This window comes from Aquimarina sp. MMG016 (assembly GCF_018100805.1).
Classification (GTDB): domain Bacteria; phylum Bacteroidota; class Bacteroidia; order Flavobacteriales; family Flavobacteriaceae; genus Aquimarina.
Window position 1 is genome coordinate 24518 of record NZ_JAGJEA010000020.1, and the last position, 23492, is coordinate 48009.

Below are 23492 nucleotides of genomic sequence, written 5' to 3' on the forward strand. Positions count from 1 at the left end.
TTAAATACTATGCAGTTTATTGTTTTTACTAAAGCAACAAAGTTGCAATTAGTTATTTTTTAATTGACTTGCTTCCTTCTTAATTTTTGTTATTCAGCTATTTATCGTGTGGTCTTGCCGCATTTGTTTTCCAATTGAATTTATACTTTTGAGAACTAACACAAATTTAACTCAAAATGAAAAATTTTAGTAAACTAGCCTTGGGCGTAATGCTTTCCGGGTTTATCTTCACTTCATGTCAAAACGAAAGTATTTCTGATGGAATGGTAGAATCGATTGTGGAACCAACAAGTACAGAAGGGAAAATTATTCCCGGACAGTATATTGTGGTTTTTAAGGATACCAAAATCAAACCAACGTCAAAAGTTCTTTCCAAATCTTCATTTACCAGTAGAGAAGCAAAAGCAAAATCAGTTAGAGAGCTTTCTGAAGTTTCTATCCAAAAAATGAATAGAGTTTTATTGGATTATGATGTAGATCAATCCAAGGTTTTAAACTATTATACTACTGCTATCTCTGGTATGACGCTAAAGTTAGGTGATAACGAACTTCAAAAGTTGTCAAAAGATCCTAGTGTTGTGTCTATCGAATATGATAGGGTAGTAGAGCTACCAAAATTCGAAATTGAAGAAATTATTCCTGATAATAATTCACAAAAAATGGCTCAGCAAACACCTTGTGGTATTTCGCGAGCTGGTGGAGCTGCCAATGGAGCAAGTAGGGATCAATGGATTTGGGTGATTGACACAGGCATCGATTTAGATCATCCGGATCTTAACGTTGTTACCAATTCAAACTATGCAAGATCTTTTGTAGGAGGATCTCCTAATGACTGTAATGGGCATGGAACTCATGTTGCAGGAACTGCAGCTGCTAAGAACAATAGCATTGGTGTTGTAGGTGTTTCTGCCGGAGCTAGTGTTGTACCGGTGAGAGTTTTTGGATGTAGCGGTAATACTAGTACCTCTACTATTCTAGCTGGGATCAATCACGTAGGTGCGAATGATATTGCTGGTGATGTAGCCAATTTGAGCTTAGGAGGATTCTTTGGATCAGGTTGCTCCAACAACTCTTCTTATCGTACGGCATTATCCAACTTAGCAAATGGTGGAACGCGTATCGCAATTGCGGCAGGGAACAGTAGTGCCAATTCAGCAAATTACCAACCTGCTTGTGTGAATGGAAATAACATTTATACAGTGGCTTCCATGACGTGTAATAGAAGTTTTTCGTCTTTCTCAAATTATAATATGAATCCGGTAGATGTCATTGCAACTGGCAGTGGTGTAAGAAGTACATATTTAAACGGAGGCTATGCAACTTTAAGTGGAACTTCTATGGCTTCTCCTCACGTAGCAGGTATTATGCACGCCAGAAATAATGGCCCCAGAACTTCGGGAACAGTACGAAGTCGTGGCGAAAATTATCCCATTGCTGTAAGATAAAAGATAGATCATTTTTTTACTTACGTTGGGAACGTGTAGTTACGAAACCACCAGCTGGAGAGCGGGTGGTTTCTCTTATTTTTTGCATTTATTACAAATGCCTATAACCAAAAACTGGGTTTCCTGAATGGTGAATCCTTCTAGATTTGGAATATGCAACGTATTTGGTAGACATGTCACTTCATTACACGCTTGGCACTCAAAATGTATATGATTATGGATCTTATGTGACACTCCACAGCCATCACAAAGCGCATAATACGCTTTACCATTTTTTCCTGTAATAAAGTGAACATCTCCTTTTTCAGCAAATCGATCCAGTATTCTATAAATAGTAGTTTTGTTTACTTTTATAGGCATGGCATCCATAATATCTTCTGCTGATAAGGTGTGCTCAGCTTTGGATAAGATTTCCTTTACAAGATTTTGCTTTTCGGTATTTCGTGTTTTTTTAGTTTCCATGAATACAAGAATCGAGTGTCTTTTCTTTATCGAAAGTAGTAATTTTTTGATCGTTAGCGGTTTTTTTAGTACAAATTCAAGTTATTACTTCCGTAGAAAACAATTTTAGAAAAGCATCTTATCACTTAATTGTTGGTGTTATAATTATTAGTTTTACAAGAATTCTAAAACATATTAGAAAATAATTTGTACAAATAATAGTTTTATATATAATTAAATCGTAAACCAATTAACCAAAATCATGAAAACACTTAGTAAATTAACAGTAATTGCAACAGTTCTTTTCTTTGTTTCTTGTAAACAAAATCCAGCTGAAGCTCCAGAGCATAAAGCCATGGTAGAAAAGCATCAGGAAATGGAAACTTCGCACGAAGCTATGGCTAAAGAGCATAACACAATGAAAGATGATCATCAACAAATGGTAAATGCTCATAAAGCTATTGAAAACGATTCTATTCACTTAGTCACTGAAAAGAGTCATACAGCTTTATTAGCTAAACACGGTGAATTGATTACAGCCCACAAAGCATTAATAGAAAAACATGCGGAGTTAGAAGCAAAACATGCTTCTGGCGAGATGACATTAGAGCAAATGACAGCAGAACACGAGTCTATGAAAGCTGAACATGAAAATATGGAGAAAGAACATCAAAGTATAGCAGCTGAGCATAAAAAAATCACAGAAGAAGATCAAAAAATGATGAAGGAGGACAAAGAAAAAGCAGCAGAAGAAGGGGGAGATCAAAAGTAAATAGCAAAAGATTTAGTTATTCAAAATCAGTGAACAACAAGTACTTGTTGTTCACTGATTTTTTTTAGGATCAATATTGGTTAATCTCTCCATGGTGATGAAAGAGGATAAGTGCTTATTTTACATCAAATTCTCAAGAAATCAATAAAAAACAAGTAGCAAAAGCTTATATGATATGGGAATGATCATTCGTAGAGAAGTATATTATCCCAAAGCATTAGGTTTTTATTTAAAATTAAAAAAAAACTATAAACCAGAAAAAGATTTATCGCATGTGTCTAAATGTATATCATAACATGGCTATACTATATTGATATAGATAATTTGTATTTACTAAGGCTTATTCAAGGAACAACTATCAAGAATTTAAGATTAGTTAAGAATTAAAGAAATGAGAGTTTCGATTCATAAATATCGATAGAACTTCGCCTTGGTTTTATACTTCGTGTGGACAATACTAAGAATACCATATTTACTATGTTAAAGGTGCTTAGTAGGTATGTCACTAATAGGTTAGTACTGATTTAAGAATACTTAGGAGTTACTTCTGAAATAGTCTTACCTCTAATAAAAAAGAATAACTATCAACAAAAGGGGATTACTTTTTTCAAGAAACTTCAAGTTTATAGCCAACCCCGTGTACGTTTACTATATTTATAGAACGGTCGTTATTAAACTTTTTTCTTATGCGGGAAATAAAAGCATCTAGACTTCTACCTACAAAAACACCATTGTCTTCCCAAACTTCTTTGATGAGTTGATCTCTTTTAACTATTTGATTCTGGTTTTGACTAAATATAATAGGTAAGTTGCATAATAATAGTGATCGTTAGTTTTTTTAGAATCTATAATTTTAAATATTTATGGTGAAAAATTGTTCTTCTTGCCACTTATTAGAAAGTTTTATAAGATGCGTTTCTTCTTTCTGATTAGCTTTTCCAAAATCATATTGCACCCTACATTTTAAGAATACACCGTTCTTTTTCTTAAAGGAACCGTTACCTATATATTTAACATTGACTAGCCATTTTCCTTTTCCATTACCTTCTATTTCAAATTGATTTTTATTATAGCCTTGTTCGATTTCGTTTTTGAAAGTTTCGTTTTCTTCAGTATTAATATGTTTCCACTTAAAAAACTTATTTTGAGGGTTTACAAATTGTATTTCAAATTCTGTATTTTCATAAGACCAATCAAATATTAAGCGAGCGTCATAAACAACATTTTTCTTTAAACTGTTGTCTAATTTATTGATATCTAATTTGTTTTTATAGACTAAGTTTCTAATTTCATCTTTAACTATTTTTGCAAAAGGTGTAAGATCCTGATTTTTCTCAATCAATTTATTATAGACTTTACTAAGTAGAGATAATGCTTTTTGATGTTCTCCTACTTCTATACTTGCAATAGCCAAGTCATAATATGATTCTATTCGGTTGGGATATAACTCCAACAGTTTTTTAGAAACGTTATAGAACATAGCTTTGTTATTTGATTGTGAGAGCACAAAAAGTAGACTCTTAAGCTCAGATAAATCTATTTTGTCTTTTTCTAGAATATTAGATAAAACCTGGTGTGCCAAATCAGGATTAGTATCTTTAAAGAAATTATAAACATCAACAAAGTATTGGAGATCGTCTTTATATGTATTTCTTTGATTTAGGTACTTCTTATAGGCATCAGCTACACCGTTATTTTTTTTAAGTTCTTTTAAATAAGAAGTTAATTTAACGCCTTTCTTAATTTTTACTTTACCATCGTAATCATTGTTAGTTAGTAATGCAGCATTTTCTAGCGTTTTTTTAGTATTGAAAGTAGTAGATTTTCTGGTTATAAGAATAACACCATTAACTCCTTCAGAACCATAACGATTTGTTGCTGCTAACCCTTTTAAAACAGTAATGTCTGCTATGTCTGCCGGGTGAATCCAAGGAACAGACGCACCTCTGCCAGTGACAGAATTTGAACGTGCTTGAGGTACCCCATCCAATACTACTAAGCCATAGATATTGCCTGAAATAGTGGATCTCGGTCTTGCATAAAATTTAGATATGCTATTTTCGACTGTTATTCCGGAAAACTTTCCTTGAATCGCTGAAGCAAGAGTCGAATGAGATAGATCTATTTGATTACCATCAATTGATTGTACCGCATACCCTATCGCATCTTTGTTTTTAAAGTTTGATTTAGATTTTCCTTTTATTTCAACTTTATCTAACTGGTTTAAGGTATAATTTGTTGGAGGTACATTATCATTTTTATTGTTTAACGAGTTTGAAGTGTCTTTTTTACTATTCTTATTTAGTTCAATATATTTTCCAGTATTGATATCTGCTAATAATTTTGATTCACTTTGGTCATTGCTTTTATTGCTGTTTATAATATAAAACATCTCTGCAATATTTGTAGGTTTTACTCGATTTATATTTTGAAAACTATCTGTGAATAGAAAAGCATTATCGAACCCAGAGTAGTCAAGTAATGGGCTAAAAGAAGTAGCACCATCATACGTTACATTTTTTAACGTCTCTTTCAGTTTTGTCCAATTTCCATCTTCAATGTCAAAAATAATTTCATCTAATATGGTATAATTGAAAATTACTAAAGTGGTTTTGTTATTTGAACTTTCACTATAATATTGATTTAAATATTCAAGTTCCTGATCAAGATCTCTTTGTTCCATAGACCAAGAGGAATCCCAGAAAATAACAACTTTTTTTTGAGAACTTAAAGTGCTTAAACAGGAAAAACAACAGAAAACTATGAGGAAGATTATTTTTTTCATATCATACAATTTAATAATAAAAAAAAATAATGTTACTATTGATATTTTAATTTAACAAGAATTTTATCAGCACCAGAAACGGTACTCAAAACAGAAGTGGACAAAATCGTTTTATGGAATGTTATTTTAAAACGATACTTTAACAACTATTTTATGTTTCAAGAAATTTCAAGTTTATAGCCAACCCCGTGTACGTTTACTATATTTATAGAAGGGTCGTTATTAAACTTTTTTCTTATGCGGGAAATAAAAGCATCTAGACTTCTACCTACAAAAACACCATTGTCTTCCCAAACTTCTTTGATGAGTTGATCTCTTTTGACTATTTGATTCTGGTTTTGACTAAAGATTTTTATCAATTCACATTCTTTGGTAGTCAATTTAATTACTTGATTTTCCCTAACTAGCTTGTGTTGGTCTTTATAAAATTTATAGTGACCTAATTTTGTATAATTGATTGTTACATCATCATCCTGTTTCTGATTTTTGTTTTTTATGATATATACATATATAAAACCTATAAAGCTTATTAGAGCTAATAACAGTAATCCATGTTTTTTATAAGAAGCTAAAAACGATGATTTATTATTAGTAAATAGAACATTGATGGCGTAGCAATTCAAAGGTAAATTACGCCCTAAGCAAGGTACAATGTTTTTTTCCTGATATTCCATGATTTGATAACTGTAAGAGACCTCTTGTTTGCTACAATCAATAACCTCTACGATATAATTATTGGGTAAAGTAGTAGCCTCAAAACTATTACTAATCGTAGTTACTAATGTATCCGGACTTATAGAAAGGTGGGTTTCAAAGGATAATTGATATTTGTTTTTTTCTAATTGTATCACTGGTGATACTAATGAGGTGCTGTCCTTGTTGTATAGCAATAGTTTATTACCCGAATCTCGTAGAGCTATTTTCACGGATTCAGAAAAATGGTCAGTACGATTTTCTTGATATATATAGCTGACCAAAGCAACGATGAGCATTCCCAATACAGGGAGTAAATAATAGATTTTTTTCAACTTGGCCAAAATAATAATTTGAATGCTAACAATATTAGAATTTACAACTTTTTACACTTCTTTTACATTTTTTTCAAAGGCTTTCACTCCATCTATTCTAGTTTTATAAAAAAATATATATCGATGAAAAAAATAGTTTTAATAGTTGCAATAATATGCATTGCGCCAATAATGTATGGGCAACAAAATTTTGGTTTCAATGAGAAGCTTTTTATAGATAATAATAGAAGTGTTATTCATTGGGAAGGTTCTGATCTGTTTAATATGAATACACACAGTGGAACGGTAAAATTTAAATTTGGGACATTGAGAAGAAGTAGTAATGCTATTACTGGAAATGTTATTATAGGAGGAGAGTTTGAAATTGATATGAATTCAATTATCAATACAGATGGGAAATATAATGAAATGCTAGTTGAGCATCTGAAAAATGAAGATTTTTTTGACATTAAGAAATATCCAATTGCTACATTGGAAATTATAAATGTACACTACATAAATGCTAAAAGTTTTGATGTGATAGCTCATCTGACTATTAAAGGCAATAGGCAGATTATAAATTATAGATCAACTATGGAAATCATCAATAATCAAATGGTGATGAAATCAAAATTTGCAATTGACAGAACCTTATGGGGAATTAACTATAAGTCCAAAAACTTTTTTGCTGGGATGAAAGATGAAATTATATCGGATACTATTAACTTTGATGTGCTTATTGTAGCAAGCCTTGATGGATGTTAAAATTTATAGGGTTAGTTTGTTTAAATAATTTTCAGCATTTTTATTTCAAATTTTGCGGCTTTTAGGAGGTTTTTCAACTTTTTTCTTTGAATAGGGCATTTAGTATGTAATAGATCATTTTGTGTCCTATGAATCAATGATTCACAATAATCGATGCGATTGGAACGAGAGAATTTAAAAATGATCTTTTTGTACAAATGATCAATCTGAATTAAGGGTTTAGGGGTATTTTTTCTAAATGAGAACATTTTAGTTCAATTTTGGGTGTTGTAAAATAATTAGGTCAGATTCTTTATTCAACCTGCTTAACTCTTATATCAACAAATTTCATTCCCCAATTTCAATAGAGGTCATAAAGTTTGTTAAGATTTATGCAGTCTTAAGCTATATTCTTATAATTTTTTTATAAAAATATACAAAGACCTCACAGATATTGAAGCCTGTGAGATCTTAAAAAGATAAATAGTGTTTTTAAAATATTTTAAAAGGTTGTAACACGTTTTTTATTGGTTGGTTGTAGTGGTGTTGTAAAACAAAAAAACCACGCTATGGAAGCGTGGTTTTCATTTCAAGATTTTGTTCTATCCTAAAATAGCGTTACAATAAAGTGTTTTTATCAAAAGTCGAAAATAGCTTCATTCAGAAACAATTTAAATGTTTAGTAGGTAATCGAAACTATAAAAAGAAGAATACGCAAGTTTTAGTACTTGATTATTTCTTCTAAACCAGTTTGCGAATCAATTGCTGTATTGTTGTATTCTAGAGTCCAATCAAGAGAATTGGTGAGAATATAAATTTTTTGTAGTTCACTAATCAACCTATTATTTGCATTCGCACTTAGACTTGAGTTTTCTACCTTTTTATTAAGTTGTTCAACTACTTTTTTTCGAATTAGGTTATGATCTTCGGGAGTAAATTGATTAAAAAAATCTTCTTCAAGGTTGTGATACTTGATATCTGGATTGATTTTTATTTCCGCTTGGGGGATTTCTATTATTGTTAATTTTTTAGACTTATTGTCTATCTTATGTTTTACTTTACGGAGATCATAAGACACGGTTACTTCTGCATTAACTACTACAATAGCTTTTTTTTCTGCAGTAAGCATATCCAGATAGAATTTTTTAGCATCCTTATAAGTGATGACTTCAGAAAAATGTCCTTCAGTAACTACGAGTTTGCCTACATTTTTGATTTGATCAAGAATGAGGTCAGAAGATTCTAATTCTATTTTTTGTGTTTGGTGTCGATCAATAAAATATCGAATAGCAATTACAGATAATACAGCAATTAGGGCACCAAGTAGAAAATTACGCATAGGTTAAGTACATCAATTCTGTATAAATGTACATAAAAAATAGCCTTTCTAAATCAGAAAGGCTATAAGTAATATTAAAGTTGATATGTATTTTATCTAGCTTGAGGAGGATATTTTTCTAGTATTGCCCCCACAATTTGATTCATTTTATCTTGCTTCTTATCAACATTTTTGGTTAATGCTGCTGTTCCCATTCCTTGCCATATTAATTCCTTTTTGGACGCATCTATCAAATCAATATATAACGTACCTTCAGTTACTCGAGAAACAGTATTGTAATTAGGTCCCCAAAACCATGGGTTCCAACCCCATCCATAACCCCATCCCCAGCCAAAGTTGTTTTGATAGATGTTTACATTTTCTTTGGTTTTGGTAAAGATACTGACTAGTACATCTGGGTTTTCGGATTTTATAAATCCTTTGGAGAGCATATCAGCTTCGATCGCTCTAAGGATTCGTTTTTTATCCAAATCGCTAATTTCGGCTTTATCGATACCAGGTTTGTAAAAAGCAAAACTTTTATAAGTTTCAAAACTTGCTTGCTTATCATAATCAGATGCTACGCGAACCGTAGTACAAGAACTTAATGTTATGATAAGGATTAATGATAATAGTGAAAAAGATTTCATAACCCTTTATTTTTTATGTGTTTGACAATAGATTTCTGTATGTAAATAACCACAAGAATCATACCAGTATACTGTAGATTATTTTTTGGAGTAGCTATTGGTTTTTTTATCGTAACCGTAAGGACAATGTCTGCAACCGCTCTCACAACAATATCCACGTCTTAAGTGATATTGTTCTGTAAAACAACGATAACCTTCAGGGGTTAAATAATAATCTCCTTCTTTTGGAGTTAATACTTTTTTAGGATTGTTCATCAATACAAAAATAGTATCTTGCATTAATATGCGCATAGTAGTTAACAAATATTTGATAGGTCGCCACTTTGTGGGCATTGCGCTTTGGCCATTTATAGTGGTGAAAAATGATGGTTTAAAAGAAGATGAGGCTTTTATCAATCACGAAAGAATTCATCTTAGACAACAAGCAGAATTATTGGTTGTTCCGTTTTATTTGATTTATCTCATTGAATATATCGTGAGGTTGTTTCAATATCGAAATTCACCAGAAGCTTATCGTAATATCTCTTTTGAACGTGAAGCTTATGAAATGGAAGATGATTTATCATATCTCAAAACTCGTAAACCCTGGAGTTTTATTAAATATTTGTAAATGAATATTTTTTCTTCGGAAGTCATTCATTCAGAAAATCAAGAAGTAAAACATCCTATTTTAGATGAAGCTAAAGTTTTTTTAACGATTAAGCGAGAAGATCTAATTCACAAACAAGTTTCTGGTAATAAATTTAGAAAACTTAAATACAATTTAGCTGAAGCTAAAAAATGTGGTTTTACTAAAATTCTAACCTTTGGTGGTGCTTATAGTAATCACATTGCAGCTACTGCAGCTGCGGGAAAAATAGTTGGTTTAGAAACTATCGGTGTAATTAGGGGAGAAGAACTAGCTGTAGATTTACAAAAAACTTTGTCACAAAATGACACTCTGAGTTTTGCTTCGGATTCAGGAATGCAATTGGAATTTGTGACAAGATCAACATATCGTGATAAAAATTCAGAAGATTTTTTAAGCAGATTAAAAGAACAGTTTGGCAGCTTTTATCTATTACCTGAAGGAGGAACTAATGAATTAGCTGTAAAAGGGTGTGAAGAAATCATAAGTGTATCTGATCATGATTATGATGTGATCTGTTGTGCTGTGGGGACAGGAGGAACTATTTCTGGAATTATTAATAGTACATCTCAACATCAAACAGTACTTGGTTTTCCTGCTCTGAAAGGAGATTTTCTTTCAGTAGAAATCCAAAAATTCACCGATAAAACAAACTGGGAACTAATAAAGGACTACCATTTTGAAGGTTATGCTAAAGTAAATAGAGAACTTATAGAGTTTATAAACACCTTTAAAAAAGAGCAACATATACCACTCGATCCCGTTTATACAGGAAAGATGATTTTTGGACTTTTTGATATGATTCAAAAAGGTTTTTTTACAAAAAATACTCGTATTTTAGCCATTCATACCGGAGGTTTACAAGGAGTTTATGGTATGAACACAAGGCTTATGAAAAATAATTTGCCTTTGCTTACAATTTGATATTATGATGAAGAAAATTATTGTACTGATATGTGTTGCAACTATCTTATTTTCTTGTGGAGGTACTAAAAAATCAGTTGCTACCCGTTCTAAAAAACAAGTTGCACAGAAAGAAGTTGTAAAAACAGTAGAAAAGAAAAATAATGAAAGAAAGAAAGTGGTGACAAAAACACCACTTCCTAAGGTGTCTTATCAAGCCAAAGTTCAGCAGTATATTAATGAATTTGCGATGATTGCTAAAAATGAAATGAAACTTTATGGCATACCTGCAAGTATAACTTTGGCTCAAGGGATTCTGGAATCAGGAGCTGGATATGGTAATTTAACTCAGAGATCAAAAAACCACTTTGGTATCAAGTGTCATGACTGGGAAGGTGATCGAGTATATCATGATGATGATCGCTCACAAGAATGTTTTAGAAAATATAAACTGGCAGATCAATCTTTTAGGGATCATTCACTTTTTCTGGCAAAGAGAAAACGTTATGCAGGGCTTTTTGAATTGAAGAAAAGCGATTATAAGGGTTGGGCAAAAGGACTTAAAGCTGCCGGATATGCAACCGATAAAAAGTACCCGGTAAAACTGATTAGTATTATCGAACGATATAATCTGGATAGATTTGATAAAGAAGTTTTAGGAGGTAGATATAAGAAGAAAGAACCTGAAGTAGTAGTTGTCAATTCTGACAATACTGATGTTAAAGTTAAGACTGAAGAAGGAGAACATGTTGTCATAAAAGGGGATACGCTTTATTCCATTTCTAAAAAATATAAAATCACCGTTGAACAATTAAAGGCATTTAATGACTTAAATAATAACAATATTAGTATTGGTCAGGTGCTTAAAGTAACAAGTGATGATAACGAATTCGATTTTTAATTCATGATGATTTATAAAAGAAGTAGCGAGTTATTTGCCGAAGCTCAAAAAGTAATTCCAGGTGGAGTAAATTCTCCGGTACGAGCTTTTAAAGCAGTGGGAGGTGATCCTATTTTTGTTAAAGAAGCAAAAGGTGCATATCTATATGATGAAGATGGTAATCGTCTTATTGATTACATCAATTCTTGGGGCCCGATGATTTTAGGACACGCATATGCACCAGTAGTCGATGCTGTGATCCAAAAAACTAAAAAAGGAACTAGTTTTGGGATGCCTACGGAGATTGAAACTCTGATCGCCGAGCTAGCTGTTTCGATGGTTCCTAATGTGGATAAGATCAGGTTTGTGAATTCTGGTACTGAGGCTTGTATGAGTGCTGTACGTTTGGCACGGGGATTTACCAAAAAAGATAAGATCATCAAATTTGCTGGTTGTTATCATGGTCATAGTGATTCTTTCTTGATTCAGGCGGGTAGTGGAGCTGTAACTTTTGGAAGTCCTAATAGTCCTGGTGTAACAGAAGGAACGGCAAAGGATACTTTGTTAGCAAGATATAATGATCTGGAAAATGTAGAAAGTATTATTAATGCCAATAAAGGTGAAATAGCTTGTATTATTATAGAGCCAGTTGCTGGTAATATGGGGTGTATTCCTCCGGTAAAAGGTTTTCTTGAAGGATTAAGAGCTTTATGCGATGCTAATGATATTTTGTTAGTTTTTGATGAAGTAATGACAGGTTTTCGACTGGCTAAAGGAGGGGCGCAGGAATTATTAGGAGTAGATGCGGATATCGTGACTTTTGGAAAAGTAATTGGGGGAGGACTTCCTGTTGGTGCTTTTGCCGCAAGAAAAGAAATTATGAATCATTTAGCACCTTTAGGACCCGTTTATCAAGCAGGGACTTTAAGTGGAAATCCATTGGCGATGGCTGCGGGGTTAGCAATGTTAAACGAATTAAATAGTAATCCACAGATATATAAAAGTATCGATCAAAAGACAGCTTATCTACACGAAGGTGTTGCTAAAGTGTTACAAAATTATAATATTACACATACAATCAATCGAACGGGTTCAATGATATCTGTACATTTTGATGAAACTCCTATTGTTGATTTTGAAACTGCCGCAAAAGGAAATAATGAAACCTTTAAAAAGTTTTTTCACGGCATGTTGGATAATGGTGTTTACATTGCACCAAGTGCTTTTGAGACTTGGTTTATCACAGAAGCACTTTCTTATAAGGATTTAGATGAAACTATTGGAGCTGTAGAGAAGGTTACTATGAAATTAAAATAATTAAATTATGTCTGTGATTGCATTTTCACCCCCTCTGTATGTGGATCAATAAGTCTCATAATATATTTCGTGGGATATTATATTTAGTGATCTCAGTGTTCGTTTTATGGACTGGAGTAATTACAGAACCAGACACAGGTAGTTATGTTCATTTAAGTCTAATAACACCACCAGCTTATGCATCTTTCCTTTTCGTATTTAGAAAATTGTTGGGTGAGGATAGTTATTTTTACTACGTTGTTATTATTCAACTTATCGTTTGCCTGATTTCTGTTTTTTATTTTGTCAAAGTCTTGCAGAAGATTTTTAACATTCGAAAAGGCCTGTTAATTTTCTTAGATATTATTTTATTATCTCCATTATTTATTACTGAGTATTTAGTGAGTAATAGAATTACCACAGAGGGTTTAGGGTATTCCTGTTTCCTATTGATTTTGACTTTCTTTTTTAGATATATGATCGAGAATCACAAAAGGTCATTGTGGTATTTTTTGGTTATTTTGTTTATTGGATTGTTAGTTAGAACTCAATTCTTTTTTCTACTTCCGGTTATAGCAGTCGTTCTAATTTATTTTTGGTTTAGAACCAAAGATTTTAAACGATTTGGGATGTCACTTTTAATGATATTTATGCTCCCGATTTTAATATCACTAGTAGATAGGACTTATCACTATGTGGTTACGGGATATTTTGTTAATACATCTAATACCGGTGTGCAAATTGTGAGTATGCCTATGTTTGTAGCAGATGTGGGCGACTATAAAATTTATGATGATACTAAAAAACAAGAGTATTTTAAATACGTATATAAAAAAGCTGTAGATCGTAAAGTGACTAAGGAGTTTTATGTGTCTAATAAGCTAAATGATAATGAGTATCGTCATTTTCATGATAACTATGCGCATTTATCTTTTGGTGTTCTTTCTCTAAAGGGTAGAGAGTTTTTAAACCCTGATAATCCAGAAAGTCATGAGGCTATAATAGAGAATAATAAGTTGTTGGTGTCAATGTGGCTACCTCTTTTTTATGATAATTTTTCTGAATGTATACGTCTTTTTTATAATAACATAATTCATGCTTTTGGAGGGTTTCATATGTTGTTTTTGCATTTGCTTATTTTGATTTCATCAATAACTTTATATATAAAATATGAGCGTGATATCACTTTGTTTTCTAGCATATTGATGCTTTATGTATTTTGTAATGTACTACTAGTATGTCTTGTAGAACATAGTATTAGTAGGTTTTTTTTATATAGTAATTGGATGTTGCCGGTTTTGTTTGTATTGCTAATTAATAAATACGCTTTTGTAAATAAAAAAAATAGTATTAAGGCTGATTGATCGGTGAACTTTTTTCGGAAAAGTAGGTTCTATTAATATATTTAGGCAATAGCTGTTACAGATTCCAACCAGTTTTCAAGCTCTTCTGTATTGTCTTTAGGATATCTGATTTGATACTTATTTTCACTAATTTCATTGATATATGGGTATTTGTTAAGTAAATCGATACCACCATAATCACTAAAGTCTTCTCGAATAGGTAAAATAACAACATCCCGATTCTGTGTAGCAATAAACCTTAACACCCAATTGCACCATTTTGACTGAATAGCTTCTTCAGTAGCCAGGAAAATAATTTTTTCGTTTGAGCTAACCTTATTTTTTAAATATTGAATAGTAGTATCGCTTTTATCTCTAGCTATATCTTCATCTATCCAATCTGCATAAATGAGTACTCCAAAACTCTTTAAAAAATTGATTACACTATCTAATTCCTCTAATTGACCATGTTCGTGAATAATTAGTAAAGTTGTTTTGTGCTCTTTAGTTTCTTTTTTGAACAGGCTAAGGCTTTCGAGAATATCTTTGGTGTATATTCTTACGGCATTTCTGTATTGCAATAGCCCATATTTCGGTAATATATTCATTTGTATGCCCCCTAAGTTATTACATAACTATAACGATTTGTTATTGAATTTGTTGTGAGCGATTTATAAGGCTTAATGTAGTAGTATATAATTGATCATTATTAATTTTGGCTTTTAACCATGCGTAGACACTCAGGTCAAAAATATCTTCTTGTTCGGGTTCGAGACTGGATAATGTATTTTTTACCTTTTCCTTATATTTCTCAGCTGTTATTGCTTTTGGGTTTTTATGGAATTCAGTAACAAGTTTTAGGAATTCTAATACTCTGGTCTCAGAATTATTCTTTAGATAAGAGTTATGCTTTTTTCTAAAGCTATTTAGTCGTGATTCTACCAAATCTATGTTATTTAGTTCTAGATGTAGTAAAATCTCTACTAGATTTTTTTTAATAACCCATAGTAATCCTGCTTTTTCTGTATACCAAATGTCACTATGATAAAATTCTCTAAATATTCTTAAAGCATCTTTACATCTAGATTGTTGAAAGTAAAATACGATTAAGGTTAATTTCAGATCTAAGGTATAAGTGATTTGATCCTTATGTTTTTTGTAATCAAATTGCTCTAGGATTGGTATCGCCGCTTCAGTTTGACCACTATAATTAAGGTTTAATGTTTGTAGTAACGTATATTGCGGTAAGAACCTTTTATAATATTTATGTCTTTGTTTTTTCATTTGGGATAGCATCAAGTCAAGGTATCTTTGTGAGGTTTCAAACTGTTTATTCCTGAAATATACATTAGCAACATAATATAGAATCTGAATATGATAGAACAAGTGTTTCTCTGTTAAATCATTTTTAGACTCAATTTGTTGATATGCTTCTGTAACAAATGGAAGGATAGTGTGGTAATTACGAGTAATATAGGCAGTTTTGTTAGTGATTTCCAGGATTTTGAAAAGCGATCGGAATGTTAGGTCTTTTGTTAAGGAGATATCGAATTTCACCAAAGTGGCTTTTATAATAGATTCAAAATCAACAGTATTTTTACTTAACTCATTTTGAACTGTAGCATAAAAAAGATTTAGGTTTTCTTCTTGATGAAATTGCTTTCTGTTCTGGTTAAAATCATAAATCAATTCATGAAGAGATTTTTTGTCATTGACATGGGCGTATTGAATTTTAGTATAGTAAATTTCATTTAGGATGCTGAATAAATCATATTTCCTGGCTTTATGTTCAGCCTTTCTTATGGTTTTTAGCGCTATTTTATATTGTTTTTGTTCAAAGAATATTCTACTGGATAGCAAAAGTTTTAAGATTTCCATTTCTTCTGAAGTTTCTCCTTCAAAACTTTTAGAAGCTATAAAGTCAATAAGACTGTCATGTAGTCTTTTGCATAATGCATGGAAGGCTCCTTTGGACTTTTTTCCGTAAATAACCTGGTCAGGGTTTTTTACTTCTTCATTAGAGTCAAAAAGTTTAAACAATTGAATGTTTTTGGTATCGTTTCGCTTATTCTTTTGCTTTAATTGAGTAATGAAACTTCGTTTCTCTTCTAGGGTCAGTGTCTGAATGATTGAAGAAATACTATTCATTATATCGTAAGTAATTTTGAATAAAAATACTTTAAATATTAATATATAGTGTAAATAGTATAAAATATATCGTAAGTTTTTGGTAAAAATTGAATTTCACACCTCAAGTTGTTGTCGCAAATTTGTCCTGTTCAGAAATATTAAGAGAACAATTAATTAATCATCAAAATCAATTAATATGGACTACAAATTTAGTAACGATCTGATCGAAGAAACTATATCAGACAACACAGAAAAGAAAGAAACAAAAGTGTATGATCAAAAGCCAACACCTGCATTTATAAGTGCATCATGGGTAGCTCTTCTTGCCGGTATGGTTTCATTCTGTACGGGTTTATGGAATGCTCATATGGAACTGAATGAAAAGGGTTATTATTTCACCATTTTATTATTTGGATTGTTTTCTGCAGTATCTGTGCAAAAAAATGTAAGGGATAAACTAGAAGGGTTACAGGTAACAGAAATCTATTATGGAATCAGCTGGTTTGCAGCATTAGCATCAATAGTTTTATTAATTATAGGGTTATGGAATGCTGATTTGGAACTAAGTGAAAAAGGATTCTACGGTATGTCTTTTACCCTGAGTCTTTTTGCTGCAATTGCAGTGCAAAAGAATACACGAGATAAAAAATTCATCGAAAGTAAGGAGCAGTAAATCAAAAGGAGGGGTTGATTGGGGTCGACTCCTTGTTTTGATGATTAGAAAAGACGGCCGTGTGGTTGCGGCTGTCTTTTTAAGATAAATACAGTATTTATTTATAATTTGATTTAAAATGAAAAAAAGAACGATAGGAAACTTTTTATTATGTTTTTTTGGAATAATAGGGGTAATTGCTCTAGCAAGTATTGGCCCGTTCACTCAGAACGAACAGTTCCATGCATTTGGTGACAATAGAAATATTTTTAACGTTCCAAACTTTTGGAATGTGATATCAAATTTGCCATTTATAATTGTTGGTATTCTGGGGGTTTATAAATATCGCAGAATTCAAAAAGAGAAGGTTCAATATTTGATTTTTTTCATGGGAATTCTACTAACAGGAATAGGTTCAATCTATTATCATCTTCAACCTGATAATTATACATTAATTTGGGATAGATTACCGATGACAATTGTATTTATGAGTATGTTTTCAATTGTTATCAGTGAGTTTGTATCTAAAAAATTAGGAGAAGTACTTTTTCCAATTTTGCTTATCCTAGGGATTTTTTCTGTGATTTTATGGATTTTAGGGGAACCGCAAGATTTGCGTCTTTATGGGTTTGTTCAGTTTTATCCGATGCTGGCGATTCCAATAATACTTATCTTTTTTAAATCCAGATTTACTCATAGTTCTTCATATTGGTTTCTTTTATTGACATATGCAATAGCAAAATCATTGGAATATTATGATGTAGAACTTTATGGAGTATTAAAATACATAAGTGGTCATTCTTTGAAGCATATTATAGCCGGAGTAGGCCTTTATTATATATTGAATGCATATAACAAAAGAAAACTAATCATAGAATGATTTGTTTTATATCGTATAAAATAAAGGACATAATGTATAATTAACCACTATTAAAATGCAGAACTTTAGACAAAATTTAAAGAAAAAACCGACACTATTTCTTTTAATAGGTATTATAGTTTTTATTATTGGGATTCCTTCTGGGATATATGGATTAACTCTTGACGGTGGAGCAAGTTTAGTTGGAGTTTTGATATTAAGTGGCGTAATCCTTTTTTTACCATTTTTTGTAATTGATAGAGTTTTGGTAAACACAATAAAACCATTAAAGCTCTCGGTTTTTGAATTACTCTTTATGTTAGTCATTATTTTTTGTTTATGTATTCAATAGAGATTTATTTATAATCAGTAAGCATACTTTATAACTTTATAATCAATACTATAATGAGCTCAAAATTTAATAAAGAACTACAAGTTCTTGTGAAAGATAAGGTCATTTCACCTGAGCTTTCAGAAAAAATAAAGCAATACTATACTATCAAAAACTCAAATAAACCCAATAGGTTGTTTACCATTTTTGGAGTTTTTGGAGCATTATTGATTGGTTCGGGTATTATTTTAATGTTGGCCCATAACTGGGATGATTTTTCCAGAGTAACTAAAACTATTTTGGCTTTCGTGCCTTTAGTATTAGGGCAGTTTTTTTCGGGATATTCCATACTGAAGAACAAAAGTATCACCTGGAAAGAAGCCTCAGGAACCTTCTTGTTCTTCTCAGTAGGGGCTAGTATTGCTTTGGTAGGTCAGATTTATAACATTCCGGGAGATTTAGGAACTTTTTTAGAAACTTGGATTATCCTCTGTTTACCATTGATTTATTTGTTAAGGTCACATGCCTTGACTATACTTCTACTAATTTTTAGTGCAAGTTATGCATTTGAAGCAACAGAATGGAGCTATAGGGATACAGAAACTCCATGGTTGTATATCGTTTTTCTCTTTGCAATTATTCCTCATTATTGGAAACTTTTAAAAACCAATATATCAAGTAATGTTGTTACTGTGTTTAATTGGATTATTCCTCTAAGTATTTCTTATGCTCTCAGTGCATTTGTAGAAAGGGCAGAACTTTTTGGTTTTTTAATGTATATCACACTATTTGGAATATTTTATATTATCGGACGAGGAGTTGTATTCAAAGAATTGAGTAATCTTAGAAATGGATTTCTAATTAGTGGTTCTTTGGGTACTGTGACTTGTTTGATGATATTTACATTTCGTTGGATATGGGAAGACCTTCCTGAAGAGTTTATACTAAATACTCAGGGATTTTATACAGCACTGGTACTTTTCATGATCGGTTTATCTGGATTGATATACGCGGTAGTTAAACAGGGTATTCGTTCAATAAACATATTCCAGATCGCTTTTTTGGTTTTTTGGAGTATATATTTCTTACCTGTAGAAATTATGTTTCCTGCGGTACTCACTAATTTGTTAGTATTTGCTTTAGGAATATCAGCAATCAAGATTGGAGCCGACAAATTTAATTTTGGAATACTTAATTATGGGATGCTTATAATTTCAATATTAATTGTTTGTAGGTTTTTTGATACCGGGATGAGTTTTGTTATTAGAGGAATTCTATTTGTCGCAGTTGGAGCAGGATTTTTTCTTACCAATTATGTGATGCTAAAAAAACAACAGAAACTAAAAATATAAATATACAATATGAAAACAATATATATACTAGTATTATTTGTGGTTGTAGCTATAGCACAGATATTTGTTCCGGCACATATGATATGGAATAACGAGGATACTATTACTACAGGAAAACCATATCGTTTTAAAACTATGCCAATTGATCCTACAGATCCCTTTCGGGGGAAGTACATTACACTGAGATATGATATGAATAGATATGAGATATCAGATTCAACCTACGTGTATGGGGATAAAATATATGTCTATATCCAAAATGATGAACATGGTTTTGCTAAAGTAGATCAGATTAGCAAAGAAGAGTTGGATATAGATCAGGATTATGTAATAGCTAAAGTAACCGGAAACTATAATAACAAAGTGAAATTTAGGTTGCCATTTAATAGATACTATATGGAAGAAACCAAAGCACCAAAAGCAGAATTGGCATATGTAAAGGCAAATCGGGATAGCCTGATAGATAATGTGTATGGATTAGTTTATATCAAAGGGGATGCAGCTGTACTCGAAGATGTTATTATTAACGATGTTTCCATAAAGGAGTATGTGGATCAATAATTTTTAATTTAAAAAAGGATGTTAACATGAATGTACTTAATAAAATAAACGGAATCACTGTTTTGGCGGCGAGCTTACTTGTTGTTTTCTATTTTGCGACCATATATTGTATAGATTACTTCGAAATTGATTATACGATAATTGGGGTTTTTAGAGAACTACTAACGATCCCGTTTTTGCTAGCTCAACTATTTTTTCTGGGAATTAGTGTTGTGTTATTTCTAAGAAAAGGTATAATACATAAAAGATGTATTTTGTTGAGCATAGTAATTTTATGTTGTTCTTCATTATTCACGGGTGATTATTTTTTTAATTTTTTATAAAAAATTAAACCTTTTTTCAATATCCAAGTCTTAGTAGTAAGTAACTTAAAAATATAAGGGATATGAAAATGATATTAAAAATAGTTTTACCGGTTTTATTATTATCAGCAGTAACTACTTCTTGTGCAACAACCGTTAGGGTAGCACCGGCGAATAACGTGGTTATAACCAAATTACACCACCCAAAAGTTGTAGTGCATAAAAATGTAAAATACTATAGAAGTGGAGGTGTATGGTATATTAAAAAGAATAGAAGATATGTAACAGTAGCAGCTCCGGTAGGAATGCGTATTGCTACTTTGCCAAGAGGCTATAAAGTTGTTAGAGTAAGAGGAGTTAGATACTATAAGTATAAAGGTGTGTATTACAGAAAATCAGGAAGAAAATATATTGTGGTAAATGTTTAGGATTATTTGAGTTGGTTAATTGGTTAAATAGAGAAACCCGATGTTTTGCATCGGGTTTCTCTTTGTTTTTTATTTCAGGTAAATAAGTTACCAGGCTTCTTCAATTTTTAATCTTTCTCCGTTTTGGTAGGATGCAATAAATGCATTTCTAAAACCTAGCTTTACTAATTCTCTACGGAAACGTTTAGCTTCATTGAGCGTTTCGAAATTCCCTAAAGCATATTTATTAAAGCTTCCACTTTTGATTTCTCTAAAGTTTACAAAGCCATCAGAATACATAGATAAATCTTTATCCTCAAAAGCACCAATCTGCACTGCATAAACCAACTCTTCTTGCAGAGATCCTTTTTCTTCGTTAGAATCAGCGTCATTACCTTCTAATTCCTGGTTCATCGAGATGTTTTGTATGGTTTCCTCTAGACTAGCTATTTTATCATTCAACATATTTACTCTAGAGTTATGTTCTTTTTGGGTAATTATGTTTTTAGGAGTGTTGAAATTCATAAAATAAATGGTTCCAGCTACACCTAATAAAGCTATAAAACCAAGTATAATTGTGGCGATCTTAAATTTTCTTGTATTTTCTTCTTCTTCTCTAAGAGCTTTTGTGTGTGCGAAGTTGGTTACCCGCTTTTCTTCTTTTGCGTCATCAATTTGAACCTGGAAATCCAATAGCTCTTCATCACTAATATAAGGCATGGTTATAAGTTTTAAAGTTTTCAAATATAGAAGATTATTCCCTCATGCGAAAATTAATTACTGATTAACCATAAACATAATACTGTTATTATGTAGTGTTTTTTTAGGAAGCGATACCTAATTATATAAATTGAGCAGTGTAGTTTTTTATTGGGCCGTTAAAAAAACGCAACCTCAAAGGTTGCGTTTTTGTATAAGTTATCAATATGAGTTATATTATTCTGTAACCTCTACAATTAGACTGTCTTCAGTTTTCGTTACCTTGGTTAATCCTAACTTAGAAAGGCCTTTCATTCCTTTGTCCCAAGCTTTGTTACTTAAACCAGCTGCAGTTTTAAGATCGGCTAGCGCAATACTTTTTTCTTTTTTAAGGATTTCGAAAATAGCTTTTTCGTTATCCTTTAGCTCTATTTGTTTTTTCTCTGGTCGCATTTGAGGGAAGAACAATACTTCTTGTATAGATTGATTGTTTGTTAAATACATAATTAATCGATCCATACCAATTCCCATACCAGAGGTAGGAGGCATACCATATTCCAAGGCTCTTACAAAATCGTGATCAATAAACATAGCCTCATCATCTCCGCGATCTGCTAATTTTAACTGAGCTTCAAAACGTTCGAGCTGGTCAATAGGGTCATTAAGCTCAGAATAGGCATTAGCAATCTCTTTACCACAAACCATAAGTTCAAAACGCTCAGTCAATTCAGGATTGTCTCTGTGTTCCTTGCATAAAGGACTCATTTCTTTTGGGTAATCGGTGATAAAAGTGGGCTGGATATAGTTCCCTTCACACTTTTCTCCAAAAATCTCATCAATAAGCTTTCCTTTACCCATGGTGTCATCAACTTCAACTCCCATAGATTTAGCAGCTTCTCTAATTTCTTCTTCAGATTTATTTGTGATGTCAAAACCTGTAAAATGCTTAATAGAATCTGCCATAGTTACTCTTGCATAAGGAGCCTTGAAATCAATCTCATGTTCTCCAAAAGTAGCTTTGGTCGTTCCGTTTACGGCAACAGCACAATATTCTAATAATTGTTCACAGAAATCCATCATCCAGTTGTAGTCTTTATAAGCTACATAGATTTCCATAGCTGTAAACTCAGGATTATGAGTACGATCCATTCCTTCATTTCTGAAATTCTTAGAAAACTCATACACTCCGTCAAAACCACCAACGATCAATCTTTTTAGATATAGCTCATTAGCAATTCTCATATATAATGGAATATCCAACGAATTATGGTGGGTAACAAATGGTCTTGCTGCTGCACCACCTGGAATAGGCTGTAAAATTGGAGTTTCTACCTCAAAATATTCGCGATCATTAAAAAACTGACGCATAGCGTTAAAAAGCTTTGTTCTTTTTACAAAAACTTCTTTTACGTGAGGGTTTACAACCAAATCAGCATAACGCTGACGATAGCGCATTTCCGGATCGTTAAATTCGTCATGGATGTTACCGTCTTTATCAGTTTTAGGTAATGGCAATGGTTTTAAAGACTTACTTAATAATGTGAAATCTTTTACCATCACTGTTTTTTCACCTACTTTAGTAGTAAAAAGTTCTCCTTCTACACCAATGAAATCCCCAATGTCTAGAAGTTTTTTATATACATCATTATACTTGGATTTATCCTCTCCGGTACAAATTTCATCTCTATTAAAATAAACCTGAATACGGCCATCTGCATCTTGCAACTCAGCAAAAGAAGCAGAACCCTGAATACGTCTGGACATTAATCTACCTGCAATGACTACCTTTTTACCCTCTTCGAACTCCTGTTTAATTTTAGATGAAGTATGATCAAGAGGATATAATGCCGCCGGATAAGGATTGATGTTTAAGTTACGTAAGGATTTTAATTTTTCTCTTCTTACAATTTCTTGTTCTGATAATTGCATAATGTTGCCGTTTTAAGCGTGCAAAGATACGAACTATGGTGTAATCTTTCAATTTAGT

At 31.9% G+C, this 23492-nt stretch carries 25 protein-coding genes; 14 read left to right on the top strand and 11 right to left on the bottom strand.

Annotated elements, in window-relative coordinates; translation table 11 throughout:
* Nucleotides 1-176 precede the first annotated feature (176 nt).
* Nucleotides 177-1445, top strand: a complete 1269-nt coding sequence (locus tag J8M14_RS22670) for a S8 family serine peptidase (RefSeq protein WP_211077126.1) — start codon at nt 177-179, stop codon at nt 1443-1445.
* 75 nt (nt 1446-1520) lie between these two features.
* Here the strand turns inward: J8M14_RS22670 and J8M14_RS22675 are convergent, their stop codons facing one another.
* Nucleotides 1521-1907: a transcriptional repressor gene (locus tag J8M14_RS22675; protein WP_211077127.1), complete on the bottom strand. Its 387-nt coding sequence runs from the start codon at nt 1905-1907 to the stop codon at nt 1521-1523.
* Nucleotides 1908-2148: 241 nt separating this feature from the next.
* Here J8M14_RS22675 and J8M14_RS22680 point away from each other — a divergent pair, with 241 nt between their 5' ends.
* On the top strand, nt 2149-2658 hold the full coding sequence (locus tag J8M14_RS22680) for a hypothetical protein (protein WP_211077128.1): 510 nt from the start codon (nt 2149-2151) through the stop codon (nt 2656-2658).
* A 607-nt stretch (nt 2659-3265) separates the two neighbouring features.
* Here J8M14_RS22680 and J8M14_RS22685 read toward each other — a convergent pair.
* The 3 genes from J8M14_RS22685 to J8M14_RS22695 all read right to left on the bottom strand — a co-directional run bounded on the left by J8M14_RS22685 (nt 3266) and on the right by J8M14_RS22695 (nt 6480).
* Complete coding sequence (locus J8M14_RS22685) at nt 3266-3460, bottom strand: helix-turn-helix domain-containing protein (RefSeq protein WP_211077159.1); 195 nt, start codon at nt 3458-3460, stop codon at nt 3266-3268.
* 51 nt (nt 3461-3511) lie between these two features.
* On the bottom strand, nt 3512-5443 hold the full coding sequence (locus J8M14_RS22690; RefSeq protein ID WP_211077129.1) for a TonB-dependent receptor plug domain-containing protein: 1932 nt from the start codon (nt 5441-5443) through the stop codon (nt 3512-3514).
* Between the two features lie 158 nt (nt 5444-5601).
* Nucleotides 5602-6480, bottom strand: a complete 879-nt coding sequence (locus J8M14_RS22695) for a winged helix-turn-helix domain-containing protein (RefSeq protein ID WP_211077130.1) — start codon at nt 6478-6480, stop codon at nt 5602-5604.
* 114 nt (nt 6481-6594) lie between these two features.
* On the opposite strand from J8M14_RS22695, the gene J8M14_RS22700 reads away from it, so the two are divergent.
* A complete protein-coding gene (locus J8M14_RS22700) occupies nt 6595-7215 on the top strand; it encodes a YceI family protein (RefSeq protein ID WP_211077131.1) in 621 nt (206 codons plus the stop codon).
* Nucleotides 7216-7915: 700 nt separating this feature from the next.
* Here J8M14_RS22700 and J8M14_RS22705 read toward each other — a convergent pair.
* From J8M14_RS22705 to J8M14_RS22715, 3 genes are all read right to left on the bottom strand, one after another.
* Nucleotides 7916-8533, bottom strand: a complete 618-nt coding sequence (locus J8M14_RS22705; protein WP_211077132.1) for a DUF4230 domain-containing protein — start codon at nt 8531-8533, stop codon at nt 7916-7918.
* A 92-nt stretch (nt 8534-8625) separates the two neighbouring features.
* Nucleotides 8626-9162 carry a DUF4136 domain-containing protein gene (locus J8M14_RS22710; RefSeq protein ID WP_211077133.1) on the bottom strand — a complete coding sequence of 179 codons (537 nt, stop codon included), beginning with the start codon at nt 9160-9162 and terminating at the stop codon, nt 8626-8628.
* A gap of 78 nt (nt 9163-9240) precedes the next feature.
* The gene (locus J8M14_RS22715; RefSeq protein WP_211077160.1) at nt 9241-9417 is read right to left on the bottom strand and encodes a DUF5522 domain-containing protein; all 177 of its coding nucleotides are present in this window, start codon (nt 9415-9417) and stop codon (nt 9241-9243) included.
* Nucleotides 9418-9445: 28 nt separating this feature from the next.
* On the opposite strand from J8M14_RS22715, the gene J8M14_RS22720 reads away from it, so the two are divergent.
* The 5 genes from J8M14_RS22720 to J8M14_RS23230 all read left to right on the top strand — a co-directional run bounded on the left by J8M14_RS22720 (nt 9446) and on the right by J8M14_RS23230 (nt 14233).
* Nucleotides 9446-9772: a hypothetical protein gene (locus J8M14_RS22720; protein WP_211077134.1), complete on the top strand. Its 327-nt coding sequence runs from the start codon at nt 9446-9448 to the stop codon at nt 9770-9772.
* Nucleotides 9773-10714 (top strand): pyridoxal-phosphate dependent enzyme, encoded by a 942-nt coding sequence (locus tag J8M14_RS22725; protein ID WP_211077135.1) that lies wholly within the window; start codon nt 9773-9775, stop codon nt 10712-10714.
* A gap of 4 nt (nt 10715-10718) precedes the next feature.
* Entirely contained in the window at nt 10719-11594 is an 876-nt protein-coding gene (locus J8M14_RS22730; protein ID WP_211077136.1) for a glucosaminidase domain-containing protein, read from the top strand.
* 6 nt (nt 11595-11600) lie between these two features.
* The gene (hemL, locus tag J8M14_RS22735; protein ID WP_211077161.1) at nt 11601-12890 is read left to right on the top strand and encodes a glutamate-1-semialdehyde 2,1-aminomutase; all 1290 of its coding nucleotides are present in this window, start codon (nt 11601-11603) and stop codon (nt 12888-12890) included.
* A gap of 629 nt (nt 12891-13519) precedes the next feature.
* Nucleotides 13520-14233 carry a hypothetical protein gene (locus tag J8M14_RS23230; protein ID WP_247672748.1) on the top strand — a complete coding sequence of 238 codons (714 nt, stop codon included), beginning with the start codon at nt 13520-13522 and terminating at the stop codon, nt 14231-14233.
* 41 nt (nt 14234-14274) lie between these two features.
* Here J8M14_RS23230 and J8M14_RS22745 read toward each other — a convergent pair whose 3' ends face one another.
* Complete coding sequence (locus J8M14_RS22745; protein ID WP_211077138.1) at nt 14275-14820, bottom strand: hypothetical protein; 546 nt, start codon at nt 14818-14820, stop codon at nt 14275-14277.
* A 40-nt stretch (nt 14821-14860) separates the two neighbouring features.
* Nucleotides 14861-16360 carry a hypothetical protein gene (locus J8M14_RS22750; RefSeq protein ID WP_211077139.1) on the bottom strand — a complete coding sequence of 500 codons (1500 nt, stop codon included), beginning with the start codon at nt 16358-16360 and terminating at the stop codon, nt 14861-14863.
* A 178-nt stretch (nt 16361-16538) separates the two neighbouring features.
* Between J8M14_RS22750 and yiaA the strand changes: the two genes are divergently transcribed.
* The 6 genes from yiaA to J8M14_RS22780 all read left to right on the top strand — a co-directional run bounded on the left by yiaA (nt 16539) and on the right by J8M14_RS22780 (nt 20827).
* The gene (gene yiaA, locus J8M14_RS22755) at nt 16539-17015 is read left to right on the top strand and encodes an inner membrane protein YiaA (protein WP_211077140.1); all 477 of its coding nucleotides are present in this window, start codon (nt 16539-16541) and stop codon (nt 17013-17015) included.
* 118 nt (nt 17016-17133) lie between these two features.
* The gene (locus J8M14_RS22760) at nt 17134-17874 is read left to right on the top strand and encodes a ceramidase domain-containing protein (protein ID WP_211077141.1); all 741 of its coding nucleotides are present in this window, start codon (nt 17134-17136) and stop codon (nt 17872-17874) included.
* A 55-nt stretch (nt 17875-17929) separates the two neighbouring features.
* Complete coding sequence (locus J8M14_RS22765; RefSeq protein WP_211077142.1) at nt 17930-18205, top strand: hypothetical protein; 276 nt, start codon at nt 17930-17932, stop codon at nt 18203-18205.
* A gap of 53 nt (nt 18206-18258) precedes the next feature.
* Nucleotides 18259-19536, top strand: coding sequence for a DUF2157 domain-containing protein (locus tag J8M14_RS22770; RefSeq protein ID WP_211077143.1), 1278 nt, complete (start codon nt 18259-18261; stop codon nt 19534-19536).
* 9 nt (nt 19537-19545) lie between these two features.
* Nucleotides 19546-20097, top strand: a complete 552-nt coding sequence (locus J8M14_RS22775) for a GDYXXLXY domain-containing protein (RefSeq protein ID WP_211077144.1) — start codon at nt 19546-19548, stop codon at nt 20095-20097.
* Between the two features lie 385 nt (nt 20098-20482).
* Entirely contained in the window at nt 20483-20827 is a 345-nt protein-coding gene (locus tag J8M14_RS22780) for a DUF6515 family protein (RefSeq protein ID WP_211077145.1), read from the top strand.
* A gap of 87 nt (nt 20828-20914) precedes the next feature.
* On the opposite strand, the gene J8M14_RS22785 is transcribed toward J8M14_RS22780, so the two are convergent.
* Together J8M14_RS22785 and lysS are read right to left on the bottom strand one after the other, a co-directional pair.
* Nucleotides 20915-21526: an SPOR domain-containing protein gene (locus J8M14_RS22785; protein WP_211077146.1), complete on the bottom strand. Its 612-nt coding sequence runs from the start codon at nt 21524-21526 to the stop codon at nt 20915-20917.
* 216 nt (nt 21527-21742) lie between these two features.
* The gene (gene lysS / locus J8M14_RS22790; RefSeq protein WP_211077147.1) at nt 21743-23434 is read right to left on the bottom strand and encodes a lysine--tRNA ligase; all 1692 of its coding nucleotides are present in this window, start codon (nt 23432-23434) and stop codon (nt 21743-21745) included.
* Between the last annotated feature and the right edge of the window lie 58 nt (nt 23435-23492).